The organism is Phocaeicola dorei (assembly GCF_013009555.1).
GTDB lineage: Bacteria > Bacteroidota > Bacteroidia > Bacteroidales > Bacteroidaceae > Phocaeicola > Phocaeicola dorei.
This window is the reverse complement of the sequence record NZ_CP046176.1, coordinates 4,464,664-4,484,970: the sequence shown is the minus strand read 5'-3', so window position 1 is coordinate 4,484,970 and position 20,307 is coordinate 4,464,664. Positions and strand designations below refer to the sequence as shown.

At 43.8% G+C, this 20,307-nt stretch carries 20 protein-coding genes, 2 tRNA genes and 1 rRNA gene; 17 read left to right on the top strand and 6 right to left on the bottom strand.

What is annotated here, in order from left to right:
• Positions 1-97: 97 nt before the first annotated feature.
• Positions 98-970 carry an NAD kinase gene (locus tag GKD17_RS18560; RefSeq protein ID WP_007833129.1) on the bottom strand — a complete coding sequence of 291 codons (873 nt, stop codon included), beginning with the start codon at positions 968-970 and terminating at the stop codon, positions 98-100.
• 118 nt (positions 971-1,088) lie between these two features.
• Here GKD17_RS18560 and GKD17_RS18555 point away from each other — a divergent pair, with 118 nt between their 5' ends.
• From GKD17_RS18555 to folE, 14 genes are all read left to right on the top strand, one after another.
• Positions 1,089-1,805 carry a pyridoxine 5'-phosphate synthase gene (locus GKD17_RS18555; RefSeq protein ID WP_007833130.1) on the top strand — a complete coding sequence of 239 codons (717 nt, stop codon included), beginning with the start codon at positions 1,089-1,091 and terminating at the stop codon, positions 1,803-1,805.
• Entirely contained in the window at positions 1,802-2,518 is a 717-nt protein-coding gene (locus tag GKD17_RS18550; RefSeq protein ID WP_007833131.1) for a MotA/TolQ/ExbB proton channel family protein, read from the top strand. The genes GKD17_RS18555 and GKD17_RS18550 overlap by 4 nt, the downstream gene beginning before the upstream one ends.
• 6 nt (positions 2,519-2,524) lie before the next feature.
• Complete coding sequence (locus GKD17_RS18545) at positions 2,525-2,944, top strand: ExbD/TolR family protein (RefSeq protein ID WP_007833132.1); 420 nt, start codon at positions 2,525-2,527, stop codon at positions 2,942-2,944.
• Positions 2,945-2,953: 9 nt separating this feature from the next.
• Positions 2,954-3,862, top strand: coding sequence for a TonB family protein (locus GKD17_RS18540; protein ID WP_007833133.1), 909 nt, complete (start codon positions 2,954-2,956; stop codon positions 3,860-3,862).
• Positions 3,863-3,865: 3 nt separating this feature from the next.
• Positions 3,866-4,417, top strand: a complete 552-nt coding sequence (locus GKD17_RS18535) for a DJ-1 family glyoxalase III (protein ID WP_007833134.1) — start codon at positions 3,866-3,868, stop codon at positions 4,415-4,417.
• Complete coding sequence (locus GKD17_RS18530) at positions 4,414-5,073, top strand: 2-C-methyl-D-erythritol 4-phosphate cytidylyltransferase (protein ID WP_007833135.1); 660 nt, start codon at positions 4,414-4,416, stop codon at positions 5,071-5,073. The genes GKD17_RS18535 and GKD17_RS18530 overlap by 4 nt, the downstream gene beginning before the upstream one ends.
• Before the next feature lies 1 nt (position 5,074).
• The gene (gene recG / locus GKD17_RS18525) at positions 5,075-7,171 is read left to right on the top strand and encodes an ATP-dependent DNA helicase RecG (protein ID WP_007833136.1); all 2,097 of its coding nucleotides are present in this window, start codon (positions 5,075-5,077) and stop codon (positions 7,169-7,171) included.
• Positions 7,172-7,392: 221 nt separating this feature from the next.
• A complete protein-coding gene (ndk, locus tag GKD17_RS18520; RefSeq protein ID WP_007840786.1) occupies positions 7,393-7,857 on the top strand; it encodes a nucleoside-diphosphate kinase in 465 nt (154 codons plus the stop codon).
• A gap of 21 nt (positions 7,858-7,878) precedes the next feature.
• Positions 7,879-8,766 carry a M23 family metallopeptidase gene (locus GKD17_RS18515; protein ID WP_007833138.1) on the top strand — a complete coding sequence of 296 codons (888 nt, stop codon included), beginning with the start codon at positions 7,879-7,881 and terminating at the stop codon, positions 8,764-8,766.
• Positions 8,767-8,879: 113 nt separating this feature from the next.
• Positions 8,880-9,422, top strand: a complete 543-nt coding sequence (locus GKD17_RS18510; RefSeq protein WP_007833139.1) for a DUF1599 domain-containing protein — start codon at positions 8,880-8,882, stop codon at positions 9,420-9,422.
• A complete protein-coding gene (locus tag GKD17_RS23475) occupies positions 9,412-10,713 on the top strand; it encodes a BT_3928 family protein (RefSeq protein ID WP_007833140.1) in 1,302 nt (433 codons plus the stop codon). Before GKD17_RS18510 ends, GKD17_RS23475 begins: the two co-directional genes overlap by 11 nt.
• Before the next feature lie 30 nt (positions 10,714-10,743).
• Positions 10,744-11,499, top strand: a complete 756-nt coding sequence (tpiA, locus tag GKD17_RS23470; RefSeq protein WP_007833141.1) for a triose-phosphate isomerase — start codon at positions 10,744-10,746, stop codon at positions 11,497-11,499.
• 105 nt (positions 11,500-11,604) lie between these two features.
• Positions 11,605-12,063 (top strand): SPOR domain-containing protein, encoded by a 459-nt coding sequence (locus tag GKD17_RS18500; RefSeq protein WP_007833142.1) that lies wholly within the window; start codon positions 11,605-11,607, stop codon positions 12,061-12,063.
• 4 nt (positions 12,064-12,067) lie between these two features.
• Positions 12,068-12,661, top strand: coding sequence for a GTP cyclohydrolase I FolE (folE, locus tag GKD17_RS18495; RefSeq protein WP_007833143.1), 594 nt, complete (start codon positions 12,068-12,070; stop codon positions 12,659-12,661).
• Positions 12,662-12,676: 15 nt separating this feature from the next.
• Here folE and dnaG read toward each other — a convergent pair whose 3' ends face one another.
• The 5 genes from dnaG to GKD17_RS18470 all read right to left on the bottom strand — a co-directional run bounded on the left by dnaG (position 12,677) and on the right by GKD17_RS18470 (position 17,242).
• Positions 12,677-14,752, bottom strand: a complete 2,076-nt coding sequence (gene dnaG / locus GKD17_RS18490; RefSeq protein ID WP_007833144.1) for a DNA primase — start codon at positions 14,750-14,752, stop codon at positions 12,677-12,679.
• 78 nt (positions 14,753-14,830) lie between these two features.
• Positions 14,831-15,832, bottom strand: coding sequence for a malate dehydrogenase (locus GKD17_RS18485; RefSeq protein WP_007833145.1), 1,002 nt, complete (start codon positions 15,830-15,832; stop codon positions 14,831-14,833).
• A gap of 243 nt (positions 15,833-16,075) precedes the next feature.
• The gene (locus tag GKD17_RS18480) at positions 16,076-16,366 is read right to left on the bottom strand and encodes a winged helix-turn-helix domain-containing protein (RefSeq protein WP_007840774.1); all 291 of its coding nucleotides are present in this window, start codon (positions 16,364-16,366) and stop codon (positions 16,076-16,078) included.
• Positions 16,367-16,376: 10 nt separating this feature from the next.
• The gene (locus tag GKD17_RS18475; RefSeq protein WP_007840772.1) at positions 16,377-16,964 is read right to left on the bottom strand and encodes a hypothetical protein; all 588 of its coding nucleotides are present in this window, start codon (positions 16,962-16,964) and stop codon (positions 16,377-16,379) included.
• A 29-nt stretch (positions 16,965-16,993) separates the two neighbouring features.
• Positions 16,994-17,242, bottom strand: coding sequence for a 2TM domain-containing protein (locus GKD17_RS18470; RefSeq protein WP_007840770.1), 249 nt, complete (start codon positions 17,240-17,242; stop codon positions 16,994-16,996).
• 1,164 nt (positions 17,243-18,406) lie between these two features.
• On the opposite strand from GKD17_RS18470, the gene GKD17_RS18465 reads away from it, so the two are divergent.
• From GKD17_RS18465 to GKD17_RS18455, 3 genes are all read left to right on the top strand, one after another.
• Positions 18,407-19,938 (top strand): 16S ribosomal RNA (locus GKD17_RS18465).
• A 131-nt stretch (positions 19,939-20,069) separates the two neighbouring features.
• Positions 20,070-20,143 (top strand) — tRNA-Ile (locus GKD17_RS18460).
• A gap of 15 nt (positions 20,144-20,158) precedes the next feature.
• Positions 20,159-20,232, top strand: a tRNA-Ala gene (locus GKD17_RS18455).
• Positions 20,233-20,307: the final 75 nt, after the last annotated feature.

Genomic DNA, 20,307 nt, shown 5'->3' with positions numbered 1-20,307 from the left:
ATCATAGTATTTGAAAAAAGAAATTTGTTAGATATAAAAAGGTTTTGTATAACCTTGATAACCACTATTTAAACTATTTTGAGGATGAATTGTAATATCATCCTCTACCATCGGCTCCCCACATCATTTTGTTGCGGAGTGTGTTGAAAAAGATATGGCTGTTTCGTTTTACTACATTTATTTTATAGTCGGCTTTGCGGATAGTGAGCCGGCTTCCTTCACGGCAAGTTTCGCTACGTCCGTCGATGGCAATCAGGAAATTGTGGCTGCGGCTCTCTATATCCAATGTGATTTCCCAGTCGTCGTTGATGACAATGGGGCGTACATTCAGGCTATGTGGTGCAACCGGAGTGATGGCGATGGTATTACTGTGTGGCACGATGACAGGTCCCCCGATGCTCAGCGAATAGGCTGTAGAACCGGTAGGAGTGGCAATTACCAATCCGTCCGCCTGATAAGTGGTGAGATAGGCCCCATTGATGGCTGTGTGGATGGAAATCATAGAAGAACTGTCACGCTTCAGTACCGCTATCTCATTCAGACCGAAAGGGTAACCTTTCAGTTCTTGTTCTTTGCAGGATACTTGCAATACGCTGCGGTCTTCTATCCGATAGTTTCCATTGTAGATATCATTAAATGTGTCCTCCATCTCTTCAGGGGAGACATCGGCCAGAAAACCTAATCGTCCGGTATTGATACCTAGTATGGGAATGTTGCGTGAACCCACACGGCTGGCAGCTTTCAGGAAAGTGCCGTCGCCTCCGATACTTAGTATCATGTCGGCTTCAAAATTATTTCCATCGAAAACACCGGCGTGACGGATGCTTATCTTGAGGTCGTTCGTCAGAAACTGGTAGAACTCGCGGCAGATATGGACTTCGGCGTTATGTTGTGACAGAATGGATAGCAAACGTTCCACATGAGCCGATTTCTTGGCTTGATAAGTGTTTCCGAAAAGGGCGAATTTCATTGGGCGTATATTCATTAGTTAATTTTATAAATCTTTTGTTTGTCAAAATGGACCAGGTTTTAATAAAACCTGCTAACTTTGCACATCAGAACTGCAAAGATAATAATATATTGCCAAGATGACAAAGTTAAGTGTAAATATAAACAAGGTAGCCACCTTGCGTAATGCCCGGGGAGGCAACAATCCGGACGTGGTGAAAGTAGCCTTGGACTGTGAGGCGTTTGGTGCGGAAGGTATCACTGTACATCCTCGTCCCGATGAACGGCATATCCGCCGCAGCGATGTGTACGAACTTCGTCCGTTACTTACCACAGAGTTTAATATTGAAGGGTATCCCGCACCGGAGTTCGTTGACCTGGTACTGAAAGTGAAACCTCATCAAGTAACGCTGGTGCCCGATGCGCCCGATCAAATTACGTCTAATGCCGGATGGGATACCAAGGCCAATCTTTCTTTCCTTACCGAACTGATGGATACGTTCGGACAGGCAGGCATTCGTACCTCTATCTTTGTCGGTACGGACAAGGAGATGATAGAATATGCCGCCAAGGCGGGGGCCGACCGGGTGGAACTTTATACGGAACCATACGCTACGATGTACCCTCAGAATCCCGAAGCGGCCATTGCTCCTTTTATAGAAGCGGCGAAGGTGACACGTAGCCTGGGGATGGGACTGAATGCAGGTCATGACCTTAGTCTGGTAAATCTGAAATATATGCATACGCATATTCCTTGGCTGGACGAGGTGTCTATCGGTCATGCATTGATAAGCGATGCGCTTTATATGGGATTAAAACAAACTATTGAAGAATATAAAAATTGTCTTCGTTCATGATGAATATCACTTTATTGGCTGCACAGGCGGCTTTGGCGGATACCCTTGCCGGGGGTAACCCCACATTGACACCCGTTTCGGGGGAGGCTCAGATGAACCTTTGGGATATGGCGGTAAAAGGCGGATGGATCATGCTTGTGCTGGCTCTGCTGTCCGTTGCGTGTTTTTATATCTTTTTTGAACGTCTTGCTTACATTCGCAAGGCTGGTAAGGAAGACCCTTTGTTTATGGAACGTATCCGGGATTATATTCGTACCGGAGAGGTGAAATCGGCCATCAATTATTGCCGTATTACTAATACGCCTTCTGCCCGGATGATTGAAAAAGGGATTTCGCGTATGGGACGTCCCGTCGCCGATGTGCAGGCAGCCATAGAGAATGCCGGAAACATTGAAGTGGCAAAATTGGAAAATGGCTTCCCCGTCATCGCTACGGTTTCGGGTGGTGCTCCCATGCTTGGCTTTTTAGGAACAGTGACTGGTATGGTGCGCGCTTTTTGGGAGATGGCCAATGCCGGAAATAATATTGATATTACATTGCTGTCAGGGGGTATCTACGAGGCGATGATTACTACTGTAGGTGGTCTTATAGTAGGTATTGCAGCCATGTTTGCTTATAATTATCTGGTGGTACGTGTGGATAAGGTAGTTGGCCAGATGGAAGCCCGTACCATGGATTTTATGGATCTGCTGAATGAACCGGTTCAAAAATAAAAATATATGGCGTTAAAAAGAAGACAAAAAATATCACCCAATTTCAGTATGGCGTCTATGACAGACCTCATATTCCTGTTGCTGATATTTTTCATGATTACCTCTACTATGGTGTCACCCAATGCCATTAAGGTATTGCTTCCGCAAGGCAGGCAGCAGACTTCGGCGAAACCACTTACACGGGTAATTATAGACAAGAATCTGAACTTCTATACCGCTTTCGGTAATGAAGATGAAATGCCGATAGACTTGGAAGAACTGCCCGCATTCCTGCAAAGGTGTGCCGAGAAAGAACCCGATATGTATGTGGCCCTTTATGCGGATGAGGTTGTGCCTTACCGTGAAATAGTAAGGGTACTGAACATTGCTAATGAAAATCACTTCAAGATGGTGTTGGCTACACGTCCGCCTGAGAAGAAACGTTAAGCTGTAAGCATGAAGAAAAATAAGATAACAGGACTGATTGGTACGGCTGTACTGCATATTCTTCTCCTAATCCTGCTGTTGGTGATTGCTATCCGTCGCCCTCAGGCTCAGGAAGAAGGGGGTGTCCCTGTTATGCTGGGAAATACGGAACTTTCTCAAGGAAATGCCGATCCTTATACGCTGACGGATGTGGATATAATGAATGAGCCCGAGGTTCCGGCTCCCGATGTATCCGAACCCGAAATGGTTTCTCCCGTCGAAACAAAAGAGGAAATCATCACGCAAACAGAAGAGGAAACGGTGACAGTCCCCAAAAAGGAACCTAAAAGAGAAATTCCTAAAAAAGAAAAGCCCAAGAAGGAGACTCCTAAAAAGGACGTACCGAAAAAGGAGACGGTAAAGCCGAAAGAGAAGACTGAGGCCGAGAAGCGTGCTGAAGCAGAAAAAGCAGCGGCTGAGAAGAAAGCGGCTGAGAAGAAAGCGGCAGCCGAAAGAGCGGCAGCGGAAGCGGCGGCGAAGAAGATAGCCGGTGCTTTCGGAAAAGGAACTCAAATGGGAAATAAAGGAACCGGTACTACAGGCTTCGGTTTGGAGGGTAGCCCGACGGGAAACTCTTCGGAAGGGAAATCCAGCGGAGTGGGCGGTTACGGAACATTTGACCTCAATGGACGTTCTTTGGGTAGTGGCGGTTTGCCGATGCCTGTCTATAATGTGCAGGATGAGGGACGGGTGGTAGTGACTATTACCGTAAATCCCGCAGGACAGGTGATAAGTACTAGTATCAACAAACGTACCAATACAGTAAACGCTTCGTTGCGGAAGGCGGCGGAAGAGGCTGCCCGTAAGGCACGCTTTAACCAAGTGGACGGAGTGAATAACCAGACAGGTACTATTACATATTACTTTAAACTGAAGTAGCTTATGAAAACAATTTATGTATTTTTGGCAGAAGGCTTCGAGGAAGTGGAGGCACTGACCCCGGTAGATGTGTTGAGACGTGCAGGTTTGCCTGTAAAGACCGTTTCTATAACAGGTGTGCTGACCGTAAACGGTGCGCATGGTGTTCCGGTAGTAGCCGATATGGTGTTTGAAGAAGTAAAAGAAGAGGATGCGGAAATGATTGTATTGCCCGGCGGTCTGCCTGGAGCGACAAATCTGGATGCTCACGAAGGTTTGGGCAAGTTAATTATGACATTTGCTGAAGCGGGACGTCCGTTGTCTGCCATCTGTGCCGCTCCGTTGGTATATGGAAAGCGTGGTTTGTTGAAAGGTAAGAAAGTAACTTGCTATCCGGGATTTGAGAAGTATCTGGAAGGTGCTGAGTATACTGCCGCTTTGGTAGAGAAAGACGGTAATTTTATTACTGGTAAAGGTCCCGGTGCCGCTATGGCATTCTCATTTGCTATTGCTGGGAAATATGTCGGTGCGGAAAAGGTGGCAGAATTGAAGCAAGGGATGATGATTGCAGAATGAACAGGCATGTCATTATAGTTGCGGGAGGCAAAGGGTTGCGTATGGGGGGAGATATTCCCAAACAGTTTTTGCCTGTGGGAGGCAAGCCTGTGTTGATGCGTACCATAGAGGCTTTTTACGCTTTTGATTCTTCTATACATATTATATTAGTTCTTCCGGTGAGCCAGCGGGCTTACTGGAAAGATCTTTGTGAAACGCATCATTTTGCTTTGCGTCATGATATTGCCGATGGGGGCGAGACCCGTTTCCATTCTGTAAAGAATGGATTGGCATACGTGAGGGGAGAAGGCTTGGTAGGTGTTCATGATGGCGTGCGTCCTTTTGTTTCCCGGGAAGTGATAGCCGGATGTTATGAGGCGGCGCAGACTAAGCAAGCGGTCATTCCTGTAATTGATGTGGTGGAAACCGTGCGTCATCTTACGAAGCCGGGAAGTGAAACGGTTCCGCGTAATGACTATAAACTGGTTCAGACTCCTCAGGTCTTTGAAGTGCAGTTGTTGAAAGAGGCATATCAACAGGAATATACGGATGCCTTTACTGATGATGCTTCTGTAGTGGAGGCGATGGGCAGGGAGGTCTGTCTGGTACAGGGAAATAGAGAAAATATTAAATTAACCACCCCTTTTGATTTGAAAATAGCGGAAGTCTTAATTTGAAATGTTCGATATCACTACGCGTGACATAAAATATTTGCAAGGAGTAGGCCCGCAGCGTGCAACCGTCTTGAACAAGGAATTAAATCTGTTTTCCTTGCATGATTTGTTGTACTATTTTCCATATAAATATGTAGACCGCAGCCGCCTTTATTATATTCATGAAATAGACGGCAATATGCCTTATATCCAGTTGAAAGGCGAAATCCTCAGTTTTGAGACTTTTGGTGAGGGAAGACAGCGCAGACTTGTCGGTCATTTTTCTGATGGTACGGGCATCATTGATTTAGTCTGGTTTCAAGGAATTAAATATCTGTTAGAGCACTATAAAACCAAGACAGAGTATATTGTCTTTGGTAAACCAACCGTATTCAATGGTCGTATCAATGTGGCTCATCCCGATATGGATCCTTCAGGCGAACTTACCTTATCTACGATGGGGTTGCAGCCTTATTATAACACAACGGAAAGGATGAAGCGCGGTTTCTTGAACTCTCATGGGCTGGAGAGGTTAATGAAGAATGCGCTTGCCCTGCTACAGGAACCTCTTGCTGAAACATTGCCTCCTCAGTTAGTAGAGGAGCATCATTTAATGTCTTTGGATGAGGCCATCCGTAATATTCATTTCCCCAAGAATCCCGAATTGCTGCGGAAGGCCCAATATCGTTTGAAGTTTGAAGAGCTGTTCTATGTGCAGCTCAATATTCTACGTTACAGTAAAGACAGGCAGCGTAAATATCGGGGCCTGCGTTTTGAACGGGTGGGTGAGATCTTTAATACTTTTTATTCACAGAATCTTCCTTTTGAACTGACCGGAGCGCAAAAACGGGTGATAAAGGAGATAAGAAAAGATATGGGAAGCGGACGGCAGATGAACCGTTTGCTGCAAGGTGACGTGGGAAGTGGGAAAACATTGGTGGCTTTGATGTCCATGCTCATCGCACTGGATAATGGCTATCAGGCATGTATGATGGCTCCTACAGAGATTCTTGCCGCCCAACATTATGAAACTATTCGGAAATTCCTGTTTGGCATGGATGTGCGCGTGGAACTTTTAATGGGATCTGTCAAAGGAAAGAAGCGTGAGAAGATATTGAGGGATTTACTGACGGGGGATGTTCAGATTCTTATAGGCACGCATGCCGTTTTGGAAGATACTGTGGGCTTTTCTTCTTTGGGAATGGTGGTTATAGACGAGCAACATCGTTTCGGGGTGGCTCAGCGTGCCAAGTTATGGAGTAAGAATGTTTGTCCACCTCATGTGCTGGTCATGACGGCTACCCCTATTCCCCGTACCTTGGCTATGACACTGTATGGTGATCTTGATGTATCAGTTATTGACGAATTGCCGCCGGGCCGTAAACCCATCCAGACTATCCATCAGTTTGACAATCGTCGCGCCAGTCTTTATGCCTCCATTCGCAAACAGATAGAAGAAGGGCGGCAAATCTATATTGTTTATCCTTTGATAAAAGAGAGTGAGAAAATGGATATCAAGAATCTGGAAGAGGGGTATGAACTGATTTGTGCGGAATTTCCCGATTGCCAGGTCAGCAAGGTGCATGGTAAGATGAAACCGGCGGAGAAAGATGCCGAGATGCAGCGTTTTGTCAGTGGTGATACTCAGATTATGGTGGCCACTACAGTGATTGAGGTCGGGGTGAATGTCCCTAACGCCTCGGTAATGGTCATTGAAAACGCCGAACGTTTCGGACTTTCACAATTGCATCAGTTACGTGGCCGTGTGGGGCGTGGCGCCGACCAGTCTTATTGTATTCTGGTCACCACTTACAAACTGACCGAAGAAACTCGCAAGCGGCTTGAAATAATGGTACAGACCAATGATGGTTTCGAGATAGCGGAAGCCGATTTGAAGTTGCGCGGTCCCGGTGACTTAGAGGGAACCCAGCAGAGTGGTGTCGCTTTTGACTTGAAGATAGCCGATATTGCCCGTGACGGTCAATTATTGCAATATGTCCGTGATGTGGCAAATCGTATTGTAGATGAAGACCCCACAGGGACTCGTCCGGAAAATGCTATTCTTTGGCGGCAATTGCAAGCATTGCGTAAAACAAATATAAATTGGGCGGCTATTTCTTAGTTTATGTTACTACATTGTTAAAAATAAAGATATATGTTGCATAACATATTTGCGATGTTTTCTCCCTGTTTATAGAGGTTACAGGGTATTTTACCGGGATTTTGTATATAACTTATATAAAAAAAGAGTTAAAGAAGTACCTTGTTTCTCAAGGAAAATCTCTATCTTTGGGAGAATTTTTGAAAAGAAGCACAGTATTAACCTTAAATGAACCGAATATTATGATGGAAAAAACGCTGGTTATTTTGAAACCTTGTACTCTGCAGAGGGGGTTGGTAGGTGAGATTACTAATAGATTTGAAAGGAAAGGTCTGCGTTTAGCCGGAATGAAAATGGTTCAGTTAACGGATGAAGTGCTTAGCGAACATTACGCTCATTTAAGTTCAAAGCCGTTCTTTCAGCGCGTGAAAGATGCAATGATGGTTTGTCCTGTTATTGTATGTTGCTTTGAAGGTGTGGACGCAGTTCAAGTAGTGAGAACATTAACCGGTCCTACTAACGGACGTCTGGCGGCTCCTGGAACTATCCGTGGAGATTACAGCATGAGCTTTCAGGAGAATATAGTTCATGCTTCCGATTCGCCGGAAACCGCTGAAGTGGAACTTAAACGATTTTTTAAACCAGATGAGATATTCGAGTATAAACAAGCTGTGTTCGGCTCCCTTTATGCTAATGACGAATATTAAAAGAAAAACCAAAAAAAACGGATGATTTTGAAATGTGTTAAAGTAGTCGCAGCGGCAGCCTTCGCCCTAGTCAGCCTGAATGTGTCAGGACAGGATCTGTTGGCACGCCAGGCACCTATCGACCGAAAATTGAAAGCAGTAGATTCTGTTGCATTGATTCGTCAGATAAAGGCGGAAAAGTCAGCTTATCCTGCATATAGTCTCTATCCTAATTGGAGTAACGAGCGTGTACACGCTTATGGTAATACTGTTACTATTCCTGATACATTCCGTATTGATATGACCGGTTTCCGTATGCCGACAGAACACACAAAAATAACTTCTAAATTTGGTCCCCGTCGTCGTCGTATGCACAATGGATTGGATATAAAAGTATATATAGGTGATACGATCCGTGCAGCTTTCAGTGGAAAGGTGCGTATGGTGAAGTATGAACGTCGCGGATATGGAAAATATGTAGTGATTCGTCACGAGAATGGGTTGGAGACTGTCTATGGTCACTTGTCAAAGCAGATTGTGGATGAGAATCAGTATGTAGAAGCAGGAGAACCTATCGGATTGGGTGGAAATACCGGGCGTTCTACTGGATCACATCTTCATTTTGAAACCCGTTTCTTGGGACAGGCCATTAATCCGGCACTTTTATTTGATTTTGAAAAACAGGATATTGTAGCCGATTCTTATTTGTTTAGAAAAGGTAATAACAGATACCAGCGTAACACGAATAGTAAGAACGTGAATTTGTTGGCTTCATCAGATGGTACTATCCGTTACCATAAGGTAAGAAGTGGAGATACATTGAGCCGCATTGCACAGAAAACAGGTACATCTATTGATGCTTTATGCAAGTTGAACCATATTACCCGTAGAACTATTCTTCGTCCGGGACAAGTGTTAAGATGTTCTTAAGCTTTAGTTAATTAAGAAATACAAAATAGGGCGGGAAAGAGTATTCTTTTCCGCCTTTTTGTTTACGCTTAAGCAGAAAAATGCGTAACTTTGCCGTCTAATCATAGAGTGTGATGAAAGATACGAAACAACAATTTGAACATGTAATAGCTGTCTGCCGTGATTTGTTTGCGAAAAAACTGCACGATTACGGCGCAGCATGGCGTATCATGCGCCCTTCATCTGTTACCGATCAGATATTTATCAAGGCAAACCGCATCCGTAGTATTGAAATCAAAGGGGTGACGATGGTAGATGAAGGTATCCGTTCGGAGTTTATCGCTATTGTGAATTATGGAATAATCGGCCTGATCCAATTGGAGCTGGGATATGCTGATACGGATGATATGACTGAAGAACGTGCTTTGGAATTGTATGACCGGTATGCCAAACAGGCATTGGAACTGATGCTGGCCAAGAATCATGATTATGACGAAGCATGGCGCAGCATGCGTGTCAGTTCGTATACTGATTTGATTTTGATGAAAATCTATCGTACCAAGCAGATTGAAGGTCACGATGGAGCCACATTGGTATCAGAGGGCATTGATGCCAACTATATGGATATGATTAATTATTCTGTATTCGGATTGATCAAGTTGGAATTTGGAGAGTAAACAGTTACATAGTATCATTGGAATCTGGACAAATGCCTGCCGCTTTTTGCTGGCGGTAGTATTTATATTTTCCGGTTTTGTCAAAGCGGTAGATCCGCTGGGTACCCAATATAAAATTCAGGATTATTTGGAGGCTTTCGGTTGGGCTGCTTCGGTGCCTGCCTTTCTTCCGTTTCTGGCGTCTATATTGCAGGCAATGGTTGAGTTTTGTTTAGGAGTATATCTTTTGTTTGGTATCCGCAGAAGAATGACAACCTTGTTTGTTGTGCTTATCATGGGGGTGATGACTCCGCTCACTTTATGGTTGGCTCTTTCCAATCCGATATCGGATTGTGGATGTTTCGGCGATGCTGTGACTTTGACTAATTGGGAAACTTTTGGGAAGAATGTATTTTTGTTGATAGCTGCGGCTTCCGTTTTTAAATGGGGAAACCGTATAACTCCTTTGGTGACCAAACGTTTCGATTGGTTGGTGGCTATGTATGCGTTTCTCTATATTTCGGGGATGACTTTGTATTGTTACCATGAATTGCCTGTCTTTGATTTCCGCCCTTATCATATCGGGGCAGATATACGTAAAGGGATGGAAATTCCGGAAGGAGCGAAGCCTACTGTTTATGAAACTCGTTTTATTCTTCAAAAAAATGGAGTGGAGAAAGAATTTACATTAGAAAATTATCCCGATAGCACATGGACTTTTGTAGATTCCCAAACGATGGTGAAGGAACAAGGATACGAACCGCCTATTCATGACTTTTCTATTATTCGTCAAGAAGATGGGGAAGATATAACCGATGAAGTACTGGATGATGATAATTATACTTTTCTGTTGGTGGCGCATCAGCTGAGCCAGGCGGATGATAGTACCATTGACCTGATAAATGAACTGTATGATTATAGTGTGGAGCATGGATATCAATTCTATTGTCTTACTTCATCACCCGATAGTGACATTGAAGACTGGCAGGAGCGTACGGGAGCCGAGTATCCTTTTTGCCTGATGGATGACATTACACTGAAAACCATGATACGCTCTAATCCTGGACTGATGTTGCTGAAGAACGGAGTAGTTATAAACAAGTGGAGTGTGAATAGTCTGCCTGATGAATATGTGCTGACCGACAGGCTGGAAAAATTGCCCTTGGCACAAATCAATGAAAAGACTTTCAGTCATAAAGTGGTGCTGGTATTGGCATGGTTTGTCTTCCCGTTGTTGTTTTTCAGCATGGTGGATGTCATTTGGGAGCATTTTCATAGGAAAAAGAAATTGAAAGAGAATCGAACAAAATAATTTCATTAACCCTTTAATAAAATAAACAAAATGAGAAAAAACATTGTTGCAGGAAACTGGAAAATGAACAAGAACCTTCAGGAAGGTATTGCTCTGGCAAAAGAATTGAATGAAGCTTTGGCTGTTGACAAACCTAATTGTGATGTAGTAATCTGTACTCCGTTTATTCACTTGGCTTCTGTTACTCCTATTGTTGACAAAGCTGTAATTGGTGTAGGTGCAGAAAACTGTGCAGATAAAGTATCAGGTGCATATACCGGTGAGGTTTCTGCTGAAATGGTTGCTTCTACAGGTGCTGAATATGTAATCCTGGGTCACTCAGAACGTCGTGCTTACTATCACGAAACAGTAGAAATTCTGGAAGAAAAAGTTAAATTGGCTTTGGCTAATAATTTGAAGCCGATCTTCTGCATCGGTGAGGTATTGGAAGAGCGTGAAGCTAACAAACAAAATGAAGTGGTTGCTGCTCAGTTGGCATCGGTATTCTCTTTGTCTGCTGAAGATTTTAGTAAGATTATCCTGGCTTACGAACCGGTTTGGGCTATTGGTACAGGTAAGACTGCTACTGCTGAACAGGCTCAGGAAATCCACGCGTTTATCCGTTCTTTGATTGCTGACAAGTATGGTAAAGAAGTTGCTGATAATACTTCAATCCTTTATGGTGGCAGCTGCAAGCCTTCTAATGCTAAAGAATTGTTTGCTAACCCTGATGTAGACGGTGGTTTGATTGGTGGTGCTGCTTTGAAAGTTGTTGATTTCAAAGGCATTATCGATGCATTCAAATAATTAATTTCATCACAGATTACTCAAGCTTACACAGATAAAGAATCATAAAATCGTCTGTGGGAATCTGAGTAATCTGTGATGATTTACCTAAATTCATAAAACGACATGAGATACATTTTTATCCTACTCTTTTTAAGTCTCGGACTTTCCGCCGTGGCACAGCAGAACATAGTAGAAAGCTTGCAGCGTAACCGTGCCGGAGAAGGTACTGTAACCATCTATCAAGATCCTAAAATAACAGGCTTGATTGGTAGTATCTATACAGGGAATGTTACGGGAGGTGAGCAGAAAATGTTGAAAGCCAGAGGGTATCGGGTTCAGGTCTATGCAGGAAACAATTCGCGTGTGGCTCGTAATGAAGCTAATAACGTGGCTACCAAGGTGAAAGAAGAGTTTCCCGATATGCCTGTCTATGCCTATTTCCAGCCGCCTCGTTGGCTGTGTCGTGTAGGTGATTTCCGCAGTATTGAGGAAGCGGATGCCGCTATGCGCCGTCTGAAGGCTACCGGTGTTTTTAAAGAAGTATCTATTGTTCGTGAACAAATTAATATTCCCCTGGACTAATAACATGGAAGAACTATTGCATCCCGAATGGTCAGCAGAGAAAATTGAACAGTTGAAAGGCCATTATCAGAGTATTTTATCGCTATTGGGTGAAGATGTAGAAAGAGAAGGATTGCTGAAAACTCCTGAGCGCGTAGCCAAAGCTATGCTGACATTGACACGCGGTTATGAACAAGATCCGCATGCCATTTTATTGGGAGCAAAATTCAAAGAAGAATATAGTCAGATGGTTATCGTGAAAGATATTGATTTCTTCTCTTTGTGCGAACACCATATGCTTCCGTTCTATGGAAAGGCACATGTTGCTTATATTCCCAATGGTTATATCACCGGTTTGAGTAAGATTGCCCGGGTAGTTGATGTGTTTTCTCATCGGTTGCAGGTACAGGAACGTATGACATTGCAAATAAAAGAATGTATTCAGGAAACTTTGAATCCGCTGGGAGTGATGGTAGTGGTCGAAGCCAAGCACATGTGCATGCAGATGCGCGGGGTAGAGAAACAAAATGCCATTACTACTACTTCTGATTTCACAGGTGCGTTTAATCAAGCCAAAACACGTGAGGAATTTATGGATTTGATACGGCATAACCGGTAAGGAGTTATGCCTCCTTTATTTTAATACTACCCGGTCTCCGGCACGCTTGGCCATAATTTTTTGTAATTCACTTAATTCTTTAAAGTGGGCCATGACTTCAAGGCATTTATCGGCATTGGCTGCTACTTCAGGCTTGTTCAATGCTTGCAGCGTATATTTCATATCTTCTTCTAAAATGGCAAGTTTGAAGTCGATAAGTTGGTGTGGTACTAGTTCGTGTAAGCGTTCTTCATCTTTGACCATCGCTTGTGAATTGCTTTTACTCAATTGGTAACGATCATTTATCATATCTGCTGCCAGCTTGCTGATTGTAGGGTCGGGATGAGCCAGAAAATAACGCTCTGCCGTGAAGTTGGAGTCATGCAGATGAGCTTCTGCCTCTGCTAGTATTTTCCGGTGCAACGGATTATGGAACTGTAATTCATCCTGTTTCAAATCCATGGAAATATATTCTATCACAGTGAGCGGAGTTTCCGTATTTTCTTCCGTTTCTACATAGCACATGACTTTCTCTCCGTGGCGTATCAAAGTTTGAAGCAGTAACTGTTCTTTTACATAAAAAACGTACTTTTCCCGTCCTTCTTGGGGAATATACGATTGATACCCTGCTTCTGCTTCTGCAGGAGGAAACGGAGGGGGAACATCATCATCTACTTCTATGGGGGGCATATCGGCAGGAGGTATGCTGCCGGCAGGAAAAGGTGCATCGGCAGAAGGCAGAGAGCCGATAGTGGCGGATGCGTCTTTTTCTTTCTTGATTTGTTCCAGATAGTTATCATCCCGTTGAAGCAGATGCTTTTTGATCTCGTCTAAAATAATTTGCTCGTTTACGTTCAAGAGGGTAGCACATTCTGTCAAGCAGGTATATCGAATTACTTTATCCGGAATCAGTCCGATACTTCGTGCCATGTCCGATATCAATCCGGCCCGTTTGATGGGGTCCCTTTGTGCATCTTTTAGTAAAAGGTTGGTCTTGAAACGGATAAAGTTCTCTTCGTGATCATCAATGTATTTTCTGAATTCCGTGGCATTGTGTTTTCTGGAAAAACTATCGGGATCATCTCCGTCAGGCAGAAGCAGCACTTTGATATTCATGCCTTCTGCAAGTAACATATCGATACCTCGGATGCTTGCTTTTATACCGGCTTCGTCACCATCATATAATAGGGTGATATTGGAGGTGAAGCGGTGTAGCAACCGGATTTGTTGTTCGCTCAATGCTGTACCCGAGTTGGCCACTACATTCTCCAGCCCGCATTGGTGCATGGCAATTACATCGGTGTATCCTTCTACCATGTAAACACAGTCGGCTTTTACAATGGCAGCTTTAGCCTGATAAATGCCATATAGTTCTTTTCGTTTACTGAAAATTTCGGATTCGGGCGAATTGACGTATTTTTGGTTTACTCCCTTGGTGCGGCTGTCCAGTACACGTCCACCGAAGCCAAGCACTTTTCCGCTGATGTTAAACCATGGAAATATCACACGTCCCCAAAAACGGTCGCGTAAACTGCCATCTTCTTTTTCGTAACATAGTCCGGTCTTGAGCAGAAATTCTTTTTTATATCCTTTTCGCATGGCTTCTTGTGCCAATGCGTCAGAAGCGGTAGTGCTGTATCCCAATTGGAATTTCTTGACAATATCGTCACGAATGCCCCGTTGGCGGAAATAAGACATGGCAATGGCTTTTCCGTCAGCGTGGTTGTAGAGGATGTTTTGAAAATAATCGCGGGCAAACTCATTGACTACAAAGAGACTTTCCCGTATATTTTGTACTTGTTTCTCCTCATCGGTCAATTCGCGTTCCTTTATTTCTATATTGTATTTTTTGGCCAGCCAGCGTAGTGCTTCGGGATAGGTCATCTGTTCGTGTTCCATAACGAAATGGACAGCATTTCCACCTTTTCCACAGGCGAAGCATTTACATAATCCTTTGGCCGGTGATACATAGAATGAAGGGGTTTTGTCATCATGGAATGGACAAAGTCCGACAAAATTCACACCGCGTTTCCGCAGAGTGACAAACTCGGATACCACATCTACAATTTGTGCGGCATCCAGTATCCGGTCTATGGTGGGTTGGTCTATCATTGCGAGTGCGAAGATACAAAAAAAAACATCGCCAAGGGTGAACCCGGCGATGTTTTTAACGGAATATTGTAATCAGAATTATTTAATATTAGGATTCAGCTTGTTCCATTCGGAAACCGGAGGAAGTACTCCCATCGCAATCACTTCATCACGCAAAGCACAAAGGTGTGCATAACTTTTTTCTAATGCGGCTTCTTCTTCGGGCGTGCCTTTCACTTCTTTTAAGTGGCAGCCATCCTTAGCGATAGAAGTTTCCCAGGCCATCATGATATGGTCGAACTTACCATTGGATACGTAAGTACCTGCAGGCCAGCGGAATGGCTTTCCTCCCATGGCGGCGGCAATCATTTCGATAGAAACATATGACGGGCTTTGGAAAGAAGAGCGGCCGCGCAGGTTGATGATGTTTGCACCGCCTTTAGTTACTTTTTGTTGTATTTCAGTCCATTGTTCTTTTGTCAAAGCATCAGTGCCGATGATATCAAGTAATGCTTTTCCGTTTACTTTAGCGGTAGAAGCATAAACAGCCATCTGCTCACCATGACCGCCATACGTGCGGCAGTTTTCTACATTATCCATGGCGATGCCGAAATGCTTGGACAATTCGCTGCGCAAGCGTGTAGAGTCAAGAGCGGCAAGAGTTGTAACTTGTGATGGTTTCAGGCCTGAATATAATAAGGTGATCAGACCGGTAATATCAGCCGGATTGAAAATAACCACGATATGTTTTACGTCCGGACAATAGGCCTTTACATTTTTTCCGAATTCTTCAGCGATGGCTGCGTTTCCTTTCAGCAAGTCCTCACGGGTCATGCCGGCTTTACGTGCCGCACCACCTGAGTTTACAATATATTTAGCATCGGTCAAAGCTTCCTTGATATCGGAAGTGAAAGTGATGTTCATGCCTTCGAAACCACAATGGTATAGTTCTTCTGCCACACCTTCCAGACCGGGAGCGTATGGGTCATACAAACAAATATTGGGAGTAAGGCCCATCATAATAGCAGTTTGAGCCATGTTCGAGCCAATCATTCCGGCAGCACCTACGATTGTCAGCTTTTCATTCGTTACAAATTCCATAATTCTTTTATTTAAAGTTTGTATAATATAAACGCTTTTGTGGGAGAGGATGTTCTCTCTTCCGGGTACAAATTTACAAAACCTTTTATTAAGGTGTTTATTCTAAAAAATTATATGGGATAATAGAAAGTTATCTCATATAATCATCCTAGGATGGTGAATTTCAGAATGCCTGTCAATCAAGATGTTAAACAGTATTTATTCAAACAGGTTTGTGGATGGAACAAATAATGATATGATCTGTTATGTATTTATGTTTATATAACTTTTTAATGCATCTACATATTCTTCAAAAGCTTCAAGCCCTTTTTGTGTAATCTTACAAATGGTACAAGGCATTTTTCCTTTAAATGTCTTGATGACTTCTACATAGTCAGCCTTGTTTAGCTTGTCTATTTGCACACTCAGATTACCTGCCGTTGCTCCTGTCTGTTGTTTCAGATAGCTGAACTCGGCTTCTTCCACTGAAACCAGTATGGACATCACGGCAAGTCTCAGTTCGGAATGTAGTAATGGATTCAATTCTTTGAACATAGGCGCAAAGTTACGATTTTTTTTGTTTACGGGCAGCATGATTCAACACATGTCCCGGAATAACCATCATAAAAATAAAGACAGGAGCGAAGATTAATATCTGGTTTAGACCTGGATAAAAAAGGCATCCGATGGAGCTTAACGCTCCCAGTGTGCCGCAAATAGTGACAGTTTTATAACCTATCACCAGACCTGTTAGTGTAGTTCCCATGCCCATCAGCAGAAGGACCATGAATAGGATGGGAAGTTGCCAGAAAAACATGGCGAGCATGGATATCAGAAAGCCGGTTATGCCGAATACCAACCAAATATAATTGATTACTTTGTCCAAATGAGTCTTGATACCCGGCTGCTGATTACGTGTGGAAAGGTAAGTTCCTGTTCCTGCGATGATGGGGAGTAAGAACCATAGGTATTGCCAATAATAATTCCGGGTAGTTACTACCAGAAACCAGACCAGTAGGCTGACAAAGATAGTGGTATATCCCCAAAAAAGGAACGGCATGCCACAATTGGTTTCTAGCCTGTTTTTTGTATTCTGAATCATTTGAGCGATGAGTTCCAAACTCTCTTTCTCATTCAATTTTCTTTCTTCCATACTGTTTTTTCTTTTTAGTTTGTGATTAATTAATATTTGATGCTTTTCTCTATGGCTGTCATCAGCAAGCTGATTCCCCAGCCTGCTATCACCCATAGTACCCACCAGTAGTGTGGACTGGTAAACCAGTTTATAGCTATAAGAAACAGGTTTATTACCACATAATAGACTAATGACCAAGTGAGCCAATTCCAAAAATGACGGGCTCTTTGCCGGCATACTACTTCGATTTGTTCCTGAGTTGGAACGGTTTTTTTGTTGTTCTGATTTGTTTTCATAGCTTTATTTCTTATTATAGTGATATAAAGTCGGTGGTTTGTGCTATATTTTCAGTGGCAAATCTCGGAATAGTTAGTGTGGCGCATGCCAGGATAGTGGCACGTTTCTTGTGAAATGTTGTGTTTGTTTTCATTGTTATGATGTTTTATAGGTTGAATGATAAAAGTTTATTTTACTTAATTACTTTACAAATATAATATAGTTTATAATATAAACCAAATTTTCATAGAACTTTTTTCAAATAATAACTGTCAAGTGTGTATGTGTGGTAGAGGGGGAAGTGCAAAATATGTAGTCTTCTTTATGGATTTTACATTCAGACTTTTGTTGGCACGTGCTTGAACAAGGAAATTCTTCTCTGCTTTTTCCCTCCTAAAGTTTTTCAAGAGTGGTAGCATTGGCATCTGTTTTTGCTAACTCAGTTGTGTGTGCTGCGTACATCGTCCTGTGTTTTCCGTAGCTGTCTTCCCTTCCCTGTCCTGGCTTACGGTGTTTGGTTGCCCCTCCGGACTCGCGCCTTCCCCTTCTTTAGTTCCAGCTCTTCCGTTTTTGTTTACGCGCGTGCGAATATTATAATGTGTCTGTCTTTTTCCTCCCGTGTCCTCCGTTATAAAAACCTTCTTTGTAACACATCTGTGATTCAGCGTATTACAAAAAAGTTTCAGGGAATCCGGATAATTTGTCTTGTGAAAGTTTGCCTGTTAGCGTTAAAAGGTCTACTTTTGCACCCGCAATCGAGAGAGATGCGGCACTTCAGACAGTGTTACTGACTTGGTGAAACAAACGTGGGAGATTTTCCTTGATAGTGATCTGCACCTGGTATCTTACCTTAGCGGGGCTAAGGGAGCGAGAACGGATAAGACCTCGGGAGGATGGGTGGTCCGCCTTTTATGGAAGTTTCGAAAAAAACTTTTTCAAAAAAACTTTCGAAAACATTTGGTGGTTACGATAAAATCTCTTACCTTTGCATCCGCTTTCGGAAACGATGGCAAACAAGAATAAGAGTTCTTTGAAAGATTTAAGATAAACAAACAAGTAGTACAAGCCGGTGCACCGTATATATATGGTGTACGGAAAAACAAGAACCGTCAATATTTTTATTGTATTGATAGATTTGGAGTCCTTGAGCGTAAAGTCAACTTAAGTGTTGAAAGAATATTTTTACAATGAAGAGTTTGATCCTGGCTCAGGATGAACGCTAGCTACAGGCTTAACACATGCAAGTCGAGGGGCAGCATGGTCTTAGCTTGCTAAGGCTGATGGCGACCGGCGCACGGGTGAGTAACACGTATCCAACCTGCCGTCTACTCTTGGCCAGCCTTCTGAAAGGAAGATTAATCCAGGATGGGATCATGAGTTCACATGTCCGCATGATTAAAGGTATTTTCCGGTAGACGATGGGGATGCGTTCCATTAGATAGTAGGCGGGGTAACGGCCCACCTAGTCAACGATGGATAGGGGTTCTGAGAGGAAGGTCCCCCACATTGGAACTGAGACACGGTCCAAACTCCTACGGGAGGCAGCAGTGAGGAATATTGGTCAATGGGCGATGGCCTGAACCAGCCAAGTAGCGTGAAGGATGACTGCCCTATGGGTTGTAAACTTCTTTTATAAAGGAATAAAGTCGGGTATGCATACCCGTTTGCATGTACTTTATGAATAAGGATCGGCTAACTCCGTGCCAGCAGCCGCGGTAATACGGAGGATCCGAGCGTTATCCGGATTTATTGGGTTTAAAGGGAGCGTAGATGGATGTTTAAGTCAGTTGTGAAAGTTTGCGGCTCAACCGTAAAATTGCAGTTGATACTGGATGTCTTGAGTGCAGTTGAGGCAGGCGGAATTCGTGGTGTAGCGGTGAAATGCTTAGATATCACGAAGAACTCCGATTGCGAAGGCAGCCTGCTAAGCTGCAACTGACATTGAGGCTCGAAAGTGTGGGTATCAAACAGGATTAGATACCCTGGTAGTCCACACGGTAAACGATGAATACTCGCTGTTTGCGATATACGGCAAGCGGCCAAGCGAAAGCGTTAAGTATTCCACCTGGGGAGTACGCCGGCAACGGTGAAACTCAAAGGAATTGACGGGGGCCCGCACAAGCGGAGGAACATGTGGTTTAATTCGATGATACGCGAGGAACCTTACCCGGGCTTAAATTGCACTCGAATGATCCGGAAACGGTTCAGCTAGCAATAGCGAGTGTGAAGGTGCTGCATGGTTGTCGTCAGCTCGTGCCGTGAGGTGTCGGCTTAAGTGCCATAACGAGCGCAACCCTTGTTGTCAGTTACTAACAGGTGATGCTGAGGACTCTGACAAGACTGCCATCGTAAGATGTGAGGAAGGTGGGGATGACGTCAAATCAGCACGGCCCTTACGTCCGGGGCTACACACGTGTTACAATGGGGGGTACAGAGGGCCGCTACCACGCGAGTGGATGCCAATCCCTAAAACCCCTCTCAGTTCGGACTGGAGTCTGCAACCCGACTCCACGAAGCTGGATTCGCTAGTAATCGCGCATCAGCCACGGCGCGGTGAATACGTTCCCGGGCCTTGTACACACCGCCCGTCAAGCCATGGGAGCCGGGGGTACCTGAAGTGCGTAACCGCGAGGATCGCCCTAGGGTAAAACTGGTGACTGGGGCTAAGTCGTAACAAGGTAGCCGTACCGGAAGGTGCGGCTGGAACACCTCCTTTCTGGAGAGGATCCAAAGTAAAGGTTTTTGTTTTTGTACTGCTGTTGTTGTTTATTCAAGATATGATTCCGTATTAAGACGGAAGAGAGAAAGTAAGAAGCCGGGTCTAATGAAACAGACTAGGTTGAACTTAGTCCTATAGCTCAGTTGGTTAGAGCGCTACACTGATAATGTAGAGGTCGGCAGTTCAACTCTGCCTGGGACTACGAATCTTGAGATTCGGGGGATTAGCTCAGCTGGCTAGAGCATCTGCCTTGCACGCAGAGGGTCAACGGTTCGAATCCGTTATTCTCCACTCCATCAGAGACGTAAGATACGAAGATGACCGATCTATGACATATTGTACAAGCAAACAGTAATTTTAGTAGTA